Consider the following 16,938-nt stretch of genomic DNA (forward strand, 5'->3'; position numbering starts at 1 on the left):
TGGCATGAGTGTCATGGAAGAGACCGTGGCGACAGCCGCCCCGCGCGCGGACTGGTCGCGCCCACTCGACGCCGAGGGCGCGGCACGCATCGACCGCTTCGCCGCTGCCGTGGCCGCCGGTGCCGAACGGCTCGATGCCGAGGCCCGTGCGCGCGAGGCCGATTGGTGCGAACGACACCCGTCGTACGTGCCCTCGCCGTCGGTGCCCAGGCCGCGCCTGCTGGCCGCCGAGGTGCAGGCATTGAAGGATGCGGTGGGCCGCTGGCCGCTGCAGGAAGGCCCGGGCGTGGCGATCGCCGCGCGGACCGGTCGCCACGGCGGCGTGCATTGGCACATGAAGGACGCCCTGGTGGCGTATGCCGCGGAGCCCGGCGTGTCGATCGTCGATGTCGTCCGGCTCCACGAATTGCTCGACCTGCCACGCACGATGGCCATCCTGCACTTCCCGGCCGGGCTCGGCGCGGCGTTCGAGGTGTTGCGGGAGCGCGGCGCGGTCCATTCCCTGCTCGACGTGGCGCCCGCGTGCGACGACGTCAGCCTGGGCGCGGAGTACGTCGTGCCCGGCCTGGTCGGCACGGGCTTCGCCCTGCGCAACGAATTCGCTCGTGACTGGCCCGACGAGGCCGTCGTTCCCTACCTGGAAACCCAGGTGCCGTTCCTTGCGGCGATGGTCTATCGCACCTCCGACGAATTGCACATGCGGCGCACCGACGCGATCAGCTTCGTCTACCGCGTGCCGGTCTTCGATCCCGTGTTGCAGGCGGTCGCCGACGACCTCTGCTTCGCCTCGCAACCGATCGTGCGCGAACATGCACAAGGCCTGCGTGCGACCCGGCCCGGCGCGGTCGCGCTGGCACTAGGGGGGCTGGCCCACGCCCAGCCGGACAAGCGCCTCATGGCGGCGCGCTGGCTTGGCAAGCTCGGCGATGCGGACGCTGCCGTCGGGCCGCTGCACGCTGCCCTGGCCAGCGAGACGCTCGACCTGCAGCGCGGCGCGATGCTCGACGCCCTGGTCGCGCTGGGCGCATCGATCGACCGCTACGTGGATCGCGATGCGCTTGCGGCCGATGCGAAGCGTGGCCTCGCCCGCGGCGTACCGAAAGACATCGGCTTCTTCCGCTACGACCTGCTGCCGGCCGTGCGCTGGGAAGACACCGGTGACGCCGTGCCGCCGGATACGCTGCGCTGGCTGATGGTGCAGGCCCTGAAGCGCAGGAAGACCGAGCCCGACGCCGCGCTGCGCTACTTCTGCGCCGGGTTCGATCCCGCCGGCCGCGCTGCGTTTGCCCGCTTCATCATGGAAGGCTGGATCGTCGAAGACACACGGACGCCGTCGCACGATGAAGCGCTGGCCTGGGCCGACCAACGCGTCGCGGAGCGCAAGGCCGCCCGGCCGAACACGCCGGCCGAGACGCTCGAGGCGAACCATCGACAGGCCTACGCCGCATACCGGCGACGCCTGCCCGAGCACACCGCCGCCAGCAAGGGGCTGTTCGCCCTGGTCGGCGCCTGTGCTGATGGGTCGATCGCCATGCCGCTGGCGCGATACATGAAGCGCTACCACCGGCCGCGCAAGACCATCATGCCGCACCTCCTGTCGGTGCTTGCCCAGGTGCCCGAGGCGCCGGCACTCCAGCTGCTGTTGTCGATCGGCACGCAGACCGGCGCGCCGCGCGTGCAGGCCAGGGCCGCCGAACTGGCCGATGCGCTCGCCGAACGGCAGGGCTGGACGGTGGAGGAGCTCGCCGATCGCTCGGTGCCGACGGCCGGTTTCGACGACGACGGGCGCCAGGAGTTTTCCTACGGTCCACGCCACGTCGTGGCCGAGCTGACGCCCGGTCTCGGCATCGTCCTGCGCAACAGCGACGGCAAGGTGCTGAAGGCGATGCCGGCGGCACGCGTGGACGACGATGCCGAGGCGGTGAAGGATGCGAAGCGTTCGCTCAAGGTCATCCGCGAGATGCTCGGGCAGGTCGCCTCGCTGCAGGCGGCGCGCCTGCGCGCATCGACATGGACGGGGCGCGACTGGTCCTGCGCCGAATGGGACGCGCTGATCCATCGGCATGCCGTGCTGCGCCACCTGGCGCGACGGATCGTCTGGGCCGCGGTCGGTCCCGGCGGTGCCACGCTGCCGTTCCGCCCGCTGGGCGACGGCACGCTGACGGATGCGGACGATAACGCGGTGCTGCTGCCAGCGGACGCGCGCATCATGGTCGCGACCGATGCGTTGCTCGGCGAAGCCGGTGTCACCCAGTGGCAGGCCCACCTGGCGGACTACGCGGTGCAGCCGGCATGGCCCCAGCTCGGCCAGCCCTTGCACGCGCCACGCGCCGACATGCCGGATCGGTTCTGCATGGATGACTTCAGCGGCCACATGGTGGGCGCGTGGGCCCTGCGCAGCCGGATGTCCGCGCTGGGCTTTCGCCGCCTGGCTACTTACGGCCATGACACCTCGGCGCACTTCCACAAGCTGCTGCCCGGGACGCACTACATCGTGCAGGTGAGGGCGACCGACCACGGCCCCGACGAGGGTGACGTGGAGGTCACGCTGGTTTCGATGAGCGTGTCGCGCCACGATGGCCGCGGCCATCCCGTCGGCGCGCTCGATGTGCACGCGATGCCGCCGGCGCTGTACAGCTACTGTTTCGAACTCTTCCGCACGCTCGCCGACGACGGTACCGGTTACCGCGACGACTGGCGCAAGGTCACCTGGATGGAAAAGCCCTGATGACGTCCCCGACGATGCCGATGCTGCGTGCGCCCGCGACGCTGACCTATGCCGATGAGCTGCTGCGCCTGGCCGACGGCGACAGGGGTGCCCGGCCCCCGGGCTGGCGTCTGTCGCCACGCGCCGTGCGTGCCTTCGTCATCGGCGACGCGAAGCTCGGGATCCGGCGCAAGTTCCACGGCGACGATGCGCTGGTCGACCGCTGCGTGGTGACGCTGATGAGCAACCGCGGCCTGCTGCTGGTCGGCGAACCCGGCACGGCGAAATCGATGCTGTCGGAGCTGTTCGCCGCGGCGATTTCCGGCGATGCGTCGCATACGGTGCAGGGGACGGCGGGTACCACCGAAGACCAGGTGACCTATTCGTGGAACTACGCGCTGCTGCTGGCGGAAGGTCCCTCGGTGCGGGCCCTTGTCCGTGGCCCGATGTACAACGCCATGCGCGGCGGCACGATCTGTCGATTCGAAGAAATCACCCGTGTGCAGCCCGAGATCCAGGACAGCCTGATCGGCCTGATGTCGGACAAGGTGTTGCGCGTGCCCGAGCTGGACGGCGACGAATCCACCGTGCACGCGGCGCCGGGATTCAACGTGCTGGCCACGGCCAACCTGCGCGACCGCGGCGTGCACGAAATGTCCAGCGCGCTGAAGCGCCGTTTCAACTTCGAGACCGTGCGACCGATCAATGACCGGCGCATGGAGCTGCAGCTGGTGCGCGACCAGACCGAGGCATTGCTGCGCCAGGGCGGGGTGGATGCGACGATGGAACTGGACGTGGTCGAGCTGCTGGTGACGGCGTTCCATGACCTGCGCAGTGGCGTGACCGCCGAGGGCACCGTGATCGACAAGCCGACGGCGGTGATGTCGTCGGCCGAGGCCGTGGCCGTGGGTTACGCCGCGGCGCTGGATGCGCATTATTTCGGCGATGGCGACGTCGGTGGCGAGCACGTGGCCCGGCAGCTGATCGGCACGGTGTTGAAGGACAACCCCGAAGATGGCGGCAAGCTGCGGCATTACTTCGACGTGGTGGTGAAGCGTCGCGCCGAACACGCCGGCCAGTGGCGGCGGATGCTCGGCGCCCGCCGCGAGCTGGAACGCTAAGCCCGCGTGCTGGGCGACGACGACCAGCTGCGCGCCGTTGCGGCCACGCTGCGGACCGAGGCATGCATCCTCTGGCCCGTGCGCCACCATAGCCCGGCGTGCGCCCTGCAGCTCGAACGCCTGCTCGCGACCGTCACGCCGTGCGCGGTGCTGGTGGAAGGCCCGCGCAGCTTCACGCCCTTGCTGCCGTGGCTCGCCCACGGCGAGGCGGCGATGCCCCTGGCGATCTACACGTATGCCGTCCACGGCAAGGGAGAGGGCGCCCGGCGTAGCGCTGCGTACTATCCCTTCTGCGACTACTCGCCCGAACTCGTGGCGATCCGCGACGCCGCCGCGCGCGCCATCCCGGCACGCTTCATCGACCTGGATTTCGCCGAGCAGGAGGCGCTCGAACGTAGCGAAGGCGAGCAGGCCGTATCCCTGCTCGACGAGCGACGCTTCCGCGACAGCGACCACCTGCGCCTGCTCGCCGAGCGCCTCGGTTGCCGTAGCCATGAAGAGTTGTGGGAGCACCTGTTCGAAGTCGCGGCCGGCCAGCGCGACATCGACGAGCACGTCGCCGCCGTCGTCGCCTACTGCGAACTGTCCCGGCGCGATGCGACGCCCGCGTCCCTGCATGCCGACGGGACGCTCGCGCGCGAAGCGGAAATGGCCTGGCATATCCAGCAGGCGATCGCGGCGCGCAAGCCCGGCGATGGGCCGGTGCTCGCCGTGGTCGGCGGGTTCCACGCGGCCGCCATCGCCGCCTTGCTCGAGGCCGCGGTACAGCGGCCGGCAGTGGCAGGCCCTGCCGCGGACGAGCAGGAAGCCGCGCTCATCCGCTATACGTTCGAGCGCCTCGATCGCCTCAACGGCTATGCCTCCGGCATGACCTCGCCCGGCTGGCACCAACACCTGTGGGAGCGCCGCGGCAAGGACGACGGGAACGGACGGATGCGCGACGAGGCCGGCCTGGCCCTGTTGTTCGACGTCGCGGCCGAGCTGCGCACGAAGCGCGGCATCGTGCTGCCCACGCCGGCGCTTGCCGCCGCACACGAGCAGATGCGGCGCCTGTGCGCGCTGCGCGGGCGGGTGGGGCCCGTGCGCGACGACCTGCTGGATGCCATTACCAGCTGCTTCATCAAGGGCGATGCCGACGCCGACGGTGCCCTCGTCCGTGCCGCGGCACGGCGCCAGCTCACCGGCGATCGGGTGGGGCGCGTTCCCGCCGGGGCGGGCACGCCGCCGCTGGTGCGCGACTTTGCCTGGCGCGCCCGCCGCCAGCGCCTGAAGATCGACGACGTGCAGCCGCGCCGGCTCGTGCTCGACCTGTACCGCCGGCCCGAGCATCGGGTCACCAGCCGGCTGCTGCATGCGCTGGTGCTGTTGGACGTGCCGTTCGCGGTACGCACGGCCGGGCCCGACTTCGTCGGGGGCACCGGGCTGGAGCGGATCCAGGAGAGCTGGGAATACACCTATGGCGTCGCCAGCGAAGCGGCGCTCGTCGAAGCATCGGTGCATGGCGGCACCGTCCCGCTGGCGGCGGCCACGCGTTTCACGGTGCTCCTGCAGCGACAGCGCGACGAGGCGCCGGGCGATGCACGCCAGGCCGCATCGATGCTGGCGCGTGCCTGCGTCCTCGGTTTGCACGACCACGTGCCGCGCGCGACCGGACTGCTGCGCGAAGCGATCGGTGCGGATGGCGCCTTCGAAGGCGTGGTCTCCGCCGTCGGCACGCTTGCCCTCTTGCTCGAGGCGAGCGAGCCGCTCGAAGCGCGACACGTCGAGGCGCTGCCGGATGTGCTGGCCGCCGCGTACGAGCGGGCGGTTTACCTCGGCACCGTGCTGGAGGGCGTCGACGGCGATGGCCGCGGCGCCGTGGCCGCGCTGGTGAAGCTGCGCGAGGTGCTCGGCAGTACGCAGGGCCGCGCGCTGGACGCCTCGCTCTATGCGGCGATGATTTCGGCGCTGCGCCAGTCCCATCCCAACGCCCTGCTGCGCGGCGCCTGCACCGGACTGGCGCATGTCGCGGGGGACATCGATGCCGCGGCGATCGCGGTGGCCGTCGAGGGCTACCTGCTCGGTGCGCTGCCGATCCAGCAGGCGGTCGATTTCCTGCGCGGTGTCTTCGCCACGTCGCGCGAAGCCGCATGGCAGGAAGAGGGCGTGATCCACGCGCTCGACCGCGCGCTGGCGGCGTGGGACGAAGCAGCCTTCGTCGGCGTGTTGCCGGCGTTGCGCCTCGCCTTCGCCGAACTGACCCCGCGCGAGACCGACCGTGTCGCTGGCCAGGTCGCCACGCTGCACGGCGGCGAAGCACCGCGCCTGCGCGCCGAATACCAGGCCAGTGCCGCCGACGTGCAGCAGCATCTGGAAGCATCCGCCCTGCTGCGGCAGGTGTTCGTCGCCGACGGCCTCGCCGCATGGGTGGACGCATGAGCACGGTCGATCGCTGGCGCCTGGTACTGGGCCGTTACGCGGCATCGTCGCTGCCCGGCGGGGAAGGCTTCGAGGCGCGCCACGGGCGGATGGATGCGGCGCTGGATTTCCTCTACGGCCGCGAGTACCGCGGACGCGGCCTGCGCGAAGGCCCCGGGTCGCTGGACGCGTCGCAGGTGGTGCTCGTCGACTGGCTGCGTGAAGTGCGCGAGCTGTTCCCGCGCGACACCGTGGAAGTGATCGAGAAGCACGCCCTGGACCGCTACGGCCTGACCGAACTGGTCACCGACCCGGAGACGCTCGCGAAGCTGGAACCCAACCAGCAACTGCTGCGCACCCTGCTGACCTTGCGCAGCCATCTCTCCGGCGACGTGCTGGCCATGGCCAGGCGCATCGTGCGCCAGGTGGTGGACGAGCTGCGGCGCAAGCTCGAGCCGGAGATTCGCCGCACCCTGGCCGGGCGGCTCAATCGCCAGCGCCATTCGCCGATGGCTATCGCGCGGAACTTCGATGCGAAGGGCACCATCCAGCGCAACCTTCGCCATTACGACCTGGAGCGGAAGAAGCTCCTGATCGAGACGCCGCGTTTCTTCGAGCGCAATGTGCGCCGGCTGCCGTGGGACATCATCCTGTGCGTCGACCAGAGCGGGAGCATGGTCGATTCGGTGATCCACAGTGCGGTGATGGCGGGGATCCTCGCCGGCTTGCCGGCGTTCCGGGTGAAGCTGGTGATCTTCGATACCCAGGTGGTCGACCTGACCGATGCCGTGGACGATCCGGTCGAGGCCCTGATGCGGGTGCAACTGGGCGGCGGCACCAACATCGCCGGCGCGGTGGCGTACGCGGCGACGCTGGTCGAGAACCCGCATCGCACCGTGCTCGCGCTGGTTACCGACTTCTGCGAGGGCGGACCGCCTTCCGAACTGGTCCGCGTCGTGAAACAGCTGGCCGAGGCACGCGTTCGCCTGCTCGGCCTCGCGTCGCTCGATGGCGACGCCAACCCATCGTACGACCGCCACATGGCCGGCCAACTGGCGGCGTGCGGCATGGAGATCGCCGCGCTGACGCCGAAGAAACTGGCCGAGTGGCTGGTCAAGGTGGTGTCGTGAGCACGCTGCGCGACACGCTGGTTGCCCAGTTGCGCCGCTTCGACGACGACGCGTGGGCGGCGCTGGCCAATCGTGGCCTGTTGCGTCGTGCCCGCAAGGACCTCGAATCCGGCGTGCTGGGTGCGGTGGTCGATGACGGTACGCATATCGATGTCGCCATCGGCGGGCAGCGCGTGGTCTTCGATGAGCGGGGCGTCGCCCATGCATCGTGCGATTGCCGCGCCACTGGCGTCTGCCAGCACGTGCTGGCCGCGGGCATCGCACTGGCGGGGGAGGGCGATGCGGTGCCGCCCGTCGCCGGCGAGGGCCTTGAGAGCGAGCTGCTCGGCCTGTCCATCGCGACGCTGGTGGCGCACGCGGGCAAGCCCGGTTACCGCCAGGCGTGGCAGTTCGTCGACGACCTCGACTTGGAGCGCGGCGTCACCATCGAGAGCGGACGCCAGCTGGTCGTGGCCTTCCGCACGCCGCGCATGGCATTCCGCTTCGTCGGCGGTGGGCTCGATGGTTTCGTCTGCGACGTGCAGACTTCGCACCTGGCGCGCTACCGCGTCGCCGCCGTGCTGGCGTTCCGTCGCTCACGTGGCGTCGCGATCGATCCACCGGAGGCGAAGGCACCGCGCACCGCCGCACTCGACCTCGGCCGTGACCACGCCGTGGCGACGACGGCCGGCGAGGCCCGCGACGACGGCCGGCAACGCGTCGTCGCGGCCGTGTCGGCGCTGGCGTCCGAATGCCTGGCACTGGGCCTGGCCCATCTTTCGGACGCCGTGCAGCAACGTTTCAGCACGCTTGCGACGTGGGCGCAGGCCTGCGACTTCCCCCGGCTGGCGTTGTCGCTGCGCCGGCTTGCCGACCACGTGGAGCTGTTGCTCGAGCGCGCAGGGGGTGCGGACGAACATCGCCTGTTCGACGAACTGGCCCTCGCGTCGGCGCTGGCCGAGGCGCTCGGCGCCGCGCTTGCACGCGGGGCGGAACCGGCCGCCCTGATGGGCCGTGCGCGCACGCGATACGATGCATCCGCACCGATCGACCTGGTCGGCATGGGCGCGTCGGCATGGCGCACGGGCACGGGTTACGTGGGCCTGACGCTGCTGTTCTGGTCACCCGCGGACCGATGCTTCTACGGCTGTACCGACGCACGGCCGGCGACCTTGCGCGGCTTCGACCCGATCGCACGCTATCGCCAGCCGGGTCCGTGGAATGGCCTGGCCGCACCCTCCGTCGCCACCGGCAAGCAACTGCGGCTGACCCACGCGGAGATCAACGCACAGGGCCGGCTGTCGGCGGCGCCATCGACGCTGGCGAGCGTGCAACCGATCGGGCTGGAAACGCTGCGTGCGTCGCTTGCGCCGGTCAGCGCGTGGGATGACCTCGCGCCCTCGGGCGGACATGCCAGCCTGCTCGCCGAAGCGCGCCCGATGGATGCGTGGCGCGTGCTTGCCCCGGCGCGGGCGGGTGCACTGCATTTCGATGAAACGCGACAGGTGCTCAGCTGGCCGTTGTTCGACACGACGGGCGCAGAAGTGCGGATCGAACTGGCCTACGCCGCGCAGACCCAGCATGCGATCGATCGTTTGGAGCGCATGGCCGCGGCCGGCTGGCCCGATGGTGCATGGCTGGTCGCACGGGTCCATCCCAGCCGAACAGGCCTGGTGGCCCAGCCATTGGCCGTCATCGGCGGTCGCGGTGCCAGCGTGGATGCGCTGTATTTCGATCCCGCGCCCGATGCCGAGCCCGTCGTCGCGCGCCGGCATGCCCATGCCGCGACGGCGGCCCCGTCGCCGGGCTTGCCGCGGCCCTTGCGCAGCTTCCGCGACTGGCTGCGCAGCCGGGCCGAACGGGGCGTCGCCGCCGCCGATGCGCTGGCGCTCGATGGCTGGCAGGACCGCCTGGGTGAACTCGGCTTCAGCGCGATCAAGGCGCTGCGCCGCAATCCGGCGCCTGGTGTGCGCTGGCTGCGCATGAACTACGCCTGTTTGCAGTACGAACGGCTGCTCGATGCCAGCGGCGGCGATGAAGGGTAGATCTCTCGTCGCAGGCTTGTTCTGAGCTGTAGAGGAGGGTGGCGGGCCGCTGGTTGCCATGAACGTGCCATGCGGGGGCCTGAGGGGGGCGGGTACACTGGGGGCTTTCCTTGAACGGGGATCGCGCGCGGGCGCGCTCCTACAAAAAAAGCATGAGTCGTACCACTGTCGCCACCATCCACATGGGCGCCCTGCGCCATAACCTGGCCCGCGTCCGCGAGCTGGCCGGCGGCGCGCGCGTCATGGCCGTGGTCAAGGCCGATGCCTACGGCCATGGCCTGGAGCGCGTGGCGCGCGCCCTGGATGCCAATGCCGAAGCCTTCGCCGTCGCCGCCATCGCTGATGGCCTGCGCCTGCGCGCGGCCGGGCATCGCCAGCGCATCGTAGTGCTGTCGGGTCCCGACACGCCGGCCGACATCGCGGAGATGCAGCGGCTGAAGCTCGAGGCGCTGATCCACCACGATGCACAGCTGCCGTGGCTGGCGAAGGCCGATCCGGCTCGCGGCGTGCTCACCACGTGGATCAAGATCGACACCGGCATGCACCGGCTGGGCTTCGCCCCGGGCCGTGCGCGCGAGGTGCATGCGTTGTTGCGGGCGATGCCCGCCGTGGCGCCGGAGATCGGCCTGATGACCCACTTCGCCTCGTCGGAAGAGTTCGAAGGGCAGGACACCGCGGCGCAGATCGCCCGGTTCCGCGAAGCGACGCAAGGCCTGGACGGCCCACGTGCGCTGTCCAACTCGGCTGCCGTGCTCGGCTGGCCGGACGCGCGAGGCGACTGGGTGCGCACCGGCGGTCTGCTCTACGGCCTGTCGGTGGTCGAAGGCCGCAGTGGCGCCGACTTCGGTTTTCGCCCGGCGATGACCCTGGCCACCCGCCTCGTCGCGATCAACCACCTCGCGAAGGGCGAGCGGGTCGGTTACAACGGCACCTACGTATGCCCGGAAGACATGGCCGTGGGCGTCGCGGCGATCGGCTACGGCGACGGCTATCCGCGCAGCGCGGCGCAAGGCACGCCGGTGCTGGTGAATGGGCAGCTGGCCCCGCTGGTCGGCCGGGTCTCGATGGACCTGATCACGCTGGACCTGCGCGGGGTCCCCGACGCCCGTGTCGGCGACCGCGTCACCCTGTGGGGCGCTGGCCTTCCGGTGGAAACGGTGGCCGCCGCCGCAGGCACCATCTCGTACGACCTCACCTGCGGCATGACCCGTCGCGTACTCTTCGTGGAAGACGAGGGCTAGCCCCTTCGCGCCACGCCCACCGCGACGGCCCCGTATCGCTCCGTGCGACGCGGGTGCGTTATACAGCCCGCCTGCTTTCCTGGAACCTATCGACGATGGCCAAGGCCAAGACCGCCTACGTCTGCACCCAGTGCGGCGCCGAACACAGCAAGTGGCAGGGCCAGTGCGCCGAATGCGGCGAATGGAACGTGCTGTCGGAATTCGTGACCCAGCCGGCCAAGCCGAATGCGGTGTCGACCGGTGCGCGACGCGGCGGCTACGCCGGTGGCGCCGCGGGTGCCCCGCAGATCACGCCGCTCACCGAGGTGTTGCTCACCGCCGAAGCGCGTACCAACACCGGCATCGGCGAGCTGGACCGCGTGCTGGGTGGCGGCCTGGTCGATGGGTCGGTGGTGCTGATCGGCGGCGACCCGGGCATCGGCAAGTCCACCCTGCTGCTGCAGATGCTCGGCACGCTGGGCGCGGTGTTGCCCAGCCTCTATGTCACCGGCGAAGAATCGCTCGGCCAGGTGGCGTCCCGTGCGCAGCGGCTCGACCTGCCGCTGGCGCCGCTGCACGCCCTGGCGGAAACCTGCATCGAGCGCATCCTCGAACAGGCCGCCGTTGCCCGCCCGCGCGTGCTGGTCATCGATTCGATCCAGACCATCTGGACCGAGATGCTCACGGCAGCGCCCGGCTCGGTCAGCCAGGTCCGCGAATCGGCGGCCAAACTCACCCGCTTCGCCAAGGAGACCGGCACGTCGGTGTTCCTGGTCGGCCACGTGACCAAGGAGGGCGGCATCGCCGGCCCGCGCGTGCTCGAGCACATGGTCGACGCGGTGCTGTATTTCGAGGGCGAGTCGGGCAGCCGCTTCCGCGTCCTGCGCGCCTTCAAGAACCGCTTCGGCGCGGTGAACGAGCTGGGTGTGTTCGCCATGTCGGAAAAAGGCCTGCGCGAGGTACCGAATCCGTCCGCCATCTTCCTCTCGGCCCACGCCGGCCCAACTCCTGGCAGCGCGGTCATGGTCACGCGCGAAGGCACCCGTCCGTTGCTGGTCGAAGTGCAGGCGCTGGTCGACCAGTCGTCCCTGGGTAATCCACGCCGCGTCGTGCTCGGCCTCGAACAGAATCGCCTGGCGATGCTGCTCGCCGTGCTGCACCGGCATGGCGGCGTCGCCGCCTACGACCAGGACGTCTTCGTCAACGTCGTCGGCGGCATCCGCGTGCAGGAAACCGCATCCGACGTGCCCGTCCTGATGGCGGTGCTGTCCAGCCTGCGCGACCGTCCGTTGCCGGAAAAAACCATCGCGTTCGGCGAAGTCGGCCTGTCCGGCGAAATCCGCCCCGTTCCGAACGGCGAAGAACGCCTGAAGGAAGCCGCCACCCACGGTTTCCGCCGCGCCGTCGTCCCCGCCGCCAACGCACCCAAGCGCGGGCGTGTCGGCGACATGGAGGTGATCGGGGTGGAGCGGTTGTCCCAGGCGATCGACGCGTCGAGGGAATAAAAGCTCTTTACGCCGTGCGGTGCAGGATCAGCTCCAGCACCATCTTCGTTCCGAAGAAGGCCAGCAACAGGATGCCCATCGCCGCGAGGGTGAGGTTCACCGCGCGGATGCCGCGCCAGCCGTAACGCCAGCGGCCCCAGAGCAGCACGCCGAACATGATCCACGCGACGATCGACAGCACCGTCTTGTGGACGAGGTGCTGGCCGAACAGGTCGCCGACGAACAGCGCGCCGGTGACGAGGGTGAGGGTGAGCAGCACGAATCCGACCGCGATCAGGCGGAACAGCAGCACTTCGGTCAGCGTGAGCGGGGGCAGGGCGCGTAGCCAGTGGCCGAACCGGCTGCGACGCAGCGCACGCTCCTGGATCGCGAGCAGGATGGCCAGTGCCGCCGCCAGCGACAGGATGCCGAAGGCGAACACGGCGATCGTCACGTGCATCTCGATCTGCCAGGTCATCGCCATGGGCGCGGTGCGCGGGGCGAGGAAGGCGTCGATGGCGACGAACGCGGCGGACAGCGGGAAGACGAGGATGCCCAGGCCGGCGACCGGCCGGGACACGTTCACCACCACGGTCAACGCGGAGGCGATCCACGCCACCAGCGACAGCGCGGCGAAGAAGTGCAGGTCGAGCGTGCCGCGATGGGCACCGAGCAGTGCCGCGGCGTGGGCGAGGGCGGCGATCGCGCCCAGCGTCATGCCGATCCGCGCCAGTGGCTGGCCACCCGTCACCAGCGGCCGGGCGAGCACGCCGGCAGCGGACAGGTAGAGGAAAATGGCGACCAGCGAGAGGGTGTCGATCATGGACGCGCAGTGTGGCATAGCGGGGCGGGGCAGCGGAATGCGACACAGTGGCATTTGTGGGGCGGAGGTGGGAGGTGGGAGACGGGGGGCGTAAGCCCTGGGGAAACCCGCCCCCACTTCCCACCCCCCAACTCCCGCTATAATCGAGAGCTTGGAAATTCCCCGATGGTCCAGACATGTTTGAATCCCTCAGCCAGCGCCTTTCCGATACCGTCAACCGCCTGCGTGGTCGCGGCCGGCTGACCGAGGAAAACATCCGCGAGACCCTGCGCGAAGTCCGCATCGCCCTGCTCGAGGCCGACGTGGCCCTGCCGGTGGTGAAGGCCCTCGTCGAGCGCGTGAAGGTCCGCGCCGTGGGTCAGGAAGTGCTCAAGAGCCTGTCGCCGGGCCAGGCCCTGGTGAAGGTGGTCAGCGACGAGCTCACCACGCTCATGGGCGCGGCCAACACCGAACTGAACCTCGCTGCCCAGCCGCCCGCCGTGGTGCTCATGGCCGGCCTGCAGGGCGCGGGCAAGACCACCACCGTCGGCAAGCTCGCCCGCTTCCTCAAGGAGCGCAAGAAGAAGCGCGTGATGGTGGTCAGCTGCGACGTCTACCGTCCGGCCGCCATCGAGCAGCTGCGTACGCTGGCCTCGCAGGTCGATGTGTCCTTCTTCCCCTCGGAAGCAGGCCAGGATCCGGTCGAGATCGCGAAGGCCGCCGTGGCGGCAGCCCGTCGCGAAGTGATCGACGTGCTGCTGGTGGATACCGCCGGCCGCCTGCACGTCGACGAAGCGATGATGCAGGAAATCAAGGCCCTGCACGGCGCCATCAACCCGATTGAAACCCTGTTCGTCGTCGATTCGATGACCGGCCAGGATGCCGCCAACGTCGCCAAGGCGTTCTCGGATGCACTGCCGCTCACCGGCGTCGTGCTGACCAAGACCGACGGCGATGCCCGCGGCGGTGCGGCCCTGTCGGTGCGCTACGTCACCGGCCGCCCGATCAAGTTCCTGGGTGCCGGTGAAAAGACCGATGCCCTCGAGCCGTTCCATCCGGACCGCGTGGCACAGCGCATCCTCGGCATGGGCGACGTGCTGTCGCTGGTCGAGGAAGTCGAGCGCAAGGTCGATCACGAGAAAGCCCAGAAGCTGGCCGAGAAGGTCATGAAGGGCAAGCGCTTCGACCTCAACGACATGCGCGACCAGCTTGAGCAGATGAACAACATGGGCGGCCTCGCTGGCCTCATGGACAAGCTGCCGGGCGTCTCAAGCCTGCCCGAGAACGTGAAATCCAAGGTCAACGACGGCGAGCTGCGGAAGATGGTCGCCATCATCGGCTCGATGACCAAGAAGGAGCGCCGTCACCCGGATCTCCTGAACGGCTCGCGCAAGGCCCGCGTGGCCCGCGGCTCCGGCACCCAGCCCGCCGACGTCAATCGCCTGCTCAAGCAGTTCATGCAGATGGAAAAGATGATGTCCAAGCTGTCCAAGGGCGGCAGCAAGGGCCTCATGCGCCAGATGCGTGGCGCCATGAAGGGCATGGGCGGCATGGGCGGCATGATGCCGCCGGGCCGGTAAGAGAAGAGCGTTGAGGGTTTCGAGTTGATAGTTGGGGGTGGGAGCGGGGCCGCAGTAGCGAGCCGGCTCTTACCCGGTACTCGATACTCCAAACGCTCTTAGGTTCCCCCAAGGCTTGACGCACCCCGTCACGCAACTTAAACTTCCCGCTTTACCGCGCCCGCTTTTCGCGCGCGCCTTGCCGGCATACGGCATTCTGGAGCTCGTAACTTATGGTTAAGATTCGTCTTTCGCGCGGTGGCGCCAAGGGCCGTCCGTTTTATCACGTCGTTGTGACCGACCAGCGCAGCCCGCGCGACGGTCGTAACATCGAGCGCGTCGGCTACTACAACCCGGTCGCTTCGGGCGCTGATAAGCGTCTCGAACTCGACGTCGCCAAGGTCCAGGCCTGGGTGGCAAAGGGTGCACAGCTGACCGACAAGGTCCGTGCCCTCGTCAAGGAAGCCGGCAAGCTGGCTGCCTGATGGCGACGGAGCCTGGTCGGCGCGTCCGCGTAGGACGCATTGTCGGGCTCCATGGCGTGCAGGGTGAGGTCAAGCTGGAAAGCTGGACCGAACCTCGCCTCCAGATCTTCCGGTACCAGCCCTGGCTGCTGACCGCGCCGGGCGTGGAACGGGAGATGGAAGGGGTTCGTGGTCGGGCGCAGGGCAAGGGCATCGTTGCCTCCCTGCCGGGTATCGCGGACCGTGACCAGGCGGCAACGCTGGTCGGTTGCGAGATCACGGTCTCGCGCGACCTGCTGCCGCCGCCCGCACCGGGCGAGTTTTACTGGGCCGACCTCGAAACCCTCGAGGTCGTGACCACCGAAAACGTCGTGCTCGGCCGGGTCAGTCATCTTTTCTCTACGGGCGCCAACGACGTCATGGTAGTGAAGGATGGCGAGAAGGAACGCCTGGTCCCGTTCGTCCAGGGCCCCTACGTGCAGTCCGTCGATCTCGACGCTGGCCGCATCGTGGTGGACTGGGATCCCGAGTTTTAGCAAGCAGCGGTAATCCGAAGAGCATGCGCATCGACGTGGTTACCCTGTTTCCCGATTTCGTCCGCCAGTCGGCCGGCATCGGGGTGGTGGGAAGGGCGCAGCAGCGCGAGCTGCTCCAGGTGGAAACCTGGAATCCGCGTGACTTCGCTACCGATAATTATCGCACCGTGGATGGCCGCCCCTTTGGCGGTGGACCAGGCATGGTGATGTTGATCGATCCCTTGCGGGCTGCCCTGGCGGCGATTCGCGAGGCGGCACCGGAACCGGTGCATGTGATTTACCTCAGCCCGCAAGGTGCGCGGCTGACGCAGAAAAGGGTGGAAGCGCTGGCGAAAACGCCGCGAATCGCCCTCATTTGCGGACGTTACGAAGGTGTGGATGAACGCCTGCTCGAGCACGAGGTCGACGAAGAGCTCTCAATCGGCGATTATGTGCTGTCAGGTGGTGAGCTCGGCGCAGCGGTGATTATCGATGCGGTGGGTCGTCTACAGGACGGTGCGTTGAACGACGCGCAGTCCCACCAGCAGGATTCGTTCTCGGACGGCTTGCTGGATTGCCCGCACTACACCCGCCCCGTGCAGCACGATGCGTGGGGTGGCGTGCCGGAGGTCCTGCTTTCGGGTGATCACGCGGCTATTCGCCGCTGGCGCCGCAAGCAGTCGCTAGGTCGAACCTGGCTACGCCGGCCGGATCTGCTAACGCAGCTGGTCCTGGATGCTGAGTCCCGGGCTTTGCTTGATGAATTCCGCCGTGATTACGAACGGCTAAACGGTGCGGCCGACAACGACCGCCGTAATAAAAATTGACAGGTGTGCGCCATGAACAAACTCCTCCAACAGTTCGAAGCCGAGCAGATCACCCGCCAGCTGCCGGATTTCGGCCCTGGCGACACCGTGGTCGTGAACGTCAAGGTTAAGGAAGGCAACCGCGAACGCGTCCAGGCCTTCGAAGGCATCGTGATCGCCAAGCGTAGCCGCGGCCTGCATTCGGCCTTCACCGTGCGCAAGATTTCGCACGGCACCGGCGTCGAGCGCGTGTTCCAGGCTCACAGCCCGGCCATCGATTCGGTCGAAGTGAAGCGCAAGGGCAAGGTCCGTGGCGCGAAGCTGTACTTCCTGCGTGGTCTGGAAGGCAAGGCTGCCCGCATCAAGGAAGACGTCGCCGCCGCCGCTGCCGCCAAGGCCGCGAAGAAGGCTGCCGCGTCCTCCGCCGCCGCCGCCGAGTAATCGGCTGCTGCAAGGCACGCAAAGAAGCCCGCGAGCAATCGCGGGCTTTTTTGCGTTGCACCGTCTCCACGGCCTCCGGCCGAACTACCACGGCCTCCGGCCGAACTACCACGGCCTCCGGCCGAACCTCGGCGCTGGCATGGCTGTTGTAGGAGCGCGCCTGCGCGCGATGGCCGTCCGCGCGGCGCTCGTACCTGCACGCAGGACAGCCCTCGGTGCCTACCCTCGCTGCTCAGACAGCGTTCTGGCGTGCGAAAAGGAGGGGCTG

General features: G+C 69.1%; 13 protein-coding genes. 12 read left to right on the forward strand and 1 reads right to left on the reverse strand.

Annotated elements, in window-relative coordinates:
* The first annotated feature begins 4 nt into the window (after positions 1-4).
* The 7 genes from KPL74_02425 to radA all read left to right on the forward strand — a co-directional run bounded on the left by KPL74_02425 (position 5) and on the right by radA (position 12,104).
* Complete coding sequence (locus KPL74_02425; GenBank protein QWT20877.1) at positions 5-2,728, forward strand: DUF4132 domain-containing protein; 2,724 nt, start codon at positions 5-7, stop codon at positions 2,726-2,728.
* Positions 2,729-2,742: 14 nt separating this feature from the next.
* Complete coding sequence (locus KPL74_02430; GenBank protein ID QWT22565.1) at positions 2,743-3,828, forward strand: AAA family ATPase; 1,086 nt, start codon at positions 2,743-2,745, stop codon at positions 3,826-3,828.
* A 6-nt stretch (positions 3,829-3,834) separates the two neighbouring features.
* Positions 3,835-6,246 carry a hypothetical protein gene (locus tag KPL74_02435; protein QWT20878.1) on the forward strand — a complete coding sequence of 804 codons (2,412 nt, stop codon included), beginning with the start codon at positions 3,835-3,837 and terminating at the stop codon, positions 6,244-6,246.
* A gap of 89 nt (positions 6,247-6,335) precedes the next feature.
* A complete protein-coding gene (locus KPL74_02440) occupies positions 6,336-7,355 on the forward strand; it encodes a VWA domain-containing protein (protein QWT22566.1) in 1,020 nt (339 codons plus the stop codon).
* Complete coding sequence (locus KPL74_02445) at positions 7,352-9,379, forward strand: hypothetical protein (protein QWT20879.1); 2,028 nt, start codon at positions 7,352-7,354, stop codon at positions 9,377-9,379. The genes KPL74_02440 and KPL74_02445 overlap by 4 nt, the downstream gene beginning before the upstream one ends.
* A gap of 152 nt (positions 9,380-9,531) precedes the next feature.
* On the forward strand, positions 9,532-10,620 hold the full coding sequence (alr, locus tag KPL74_02450; GenBank protein QWT20880.1) for an alanine racemase: 1,089 nt from the start codon (positions 9,532-9,534) through the stop codon (positions 10,618-10,620).
* 95 nt (positions 10,621-10,715) lie between these two features.
* Positions 10,716-12,104, forward strand: a complete 1,389-nt coding sequence (gene radA, locus KPL74_02455; GenBank protein ID QWT20881.1) for a DNA repair protein RadA — start codon at positions 10,716-10,718, stop codon at positions 12,102-12,104.
* 7 nt (positions 12,105-12,111) lie between these two features.
* On the opposite strand, the gene ccsA is transcribed toward radA, so the two are convergent.
* Positions 12,112-12,906, reverse strand: a complete 795-nt coding sequence (gene ccsA / locus KPL74_02460; GenBank protein ID QWT20882.1) for a cytochrome c biogenesis protein CcsA — start codon at positions 12,904-12,906, stop codon at positions 12,112-12,114.
* Between the two features lie 176 nt (positions 12,907-13,082).
* On the opposite strand from ccsA, the gene ffh reads away from it, so the two are divergent.
* The 5 genes from ffh to rplS all read left to right on the forward strand — a co-directional run bounded on the left by ffh (position 13,083) and on the right by rplS (position 16,670).
* Positions 13,083-14,465 carry a signal recognition particle protein gene (gene ffh, locus KPL74_02465; GenBank protein ID QWT20883.1) on the forward strand — a complete coding sequence of 461 codons (1,383 nt, stop codon included), beginning with the start codon at positions 13,083-13,085 and terminating at the stop codon, positions 14,463-14,465.
* Between the two features lie 212 nt (positions 14,466-14,677).
* Positions 14,678-14,929 carry a 30S ribosomal protein S16 gene (gene rpsP / locus KPL74_02470; protein ID QWT20884.1) on the forward strand — a complete coding sequence of 84 codons (252 nt, stop codon included), beginning with the start codon at positions 14,678-14,680 and terminating at the stop codon, positions 14,927-14,929.
* Complete coding sequence (rimM, locus tag KPL74_02475; protein QWT20885.1) at positions 14,929-15,444, forward strand: ribosome maturation factor RimM; 516 nt, start codon at positions 14,929-14,931, stop codon at positions 15,442-15,444. Before rpsP ends, rimM begins: the two co-directional genes overlap by 1 nt.
* Positions 15,445-15,467: 23 nt before the next feature.
* Complete coding sequence (trmD, locus tag KPL74_02480) at positions 15,468-16,250, forward strand: tRNA (guanosine(37)-N1)-methyltransferase TrmD (GenBank protein ID QWT20886.1); 783 nt, start codon at positions 15,468-15,470, stop codon at positions 16,248-16,250.
* Positions 16,251-16,262: 12 nt separating this feature from the next.
* The gene (gene rplS / locus KPL74_02485; protein QWT20887.1) at positions 16,263-16,670 is read left to right on the forward strand and encodes a 50S ribosomal protein L19; all 408 of its coding nucleotides are present in this window, start codon (positions 16,263-16,265) and stop codon (positions 16,668-16,670) included.
* The last annotated feature ends 268 nt before the right edge of the window (positions 16,671-16,938 follow it).

This window comes from Bacillus sp. NP157, assembly GCA_018889975.1.
In the GTDB taxonomy this organism is placed as follows: domain Bacteria; phylum Pseudomonadota; class Gammaproteobacteria; order Xanthomonadales; family Rhodanobacteraceae; genus Luteibacter.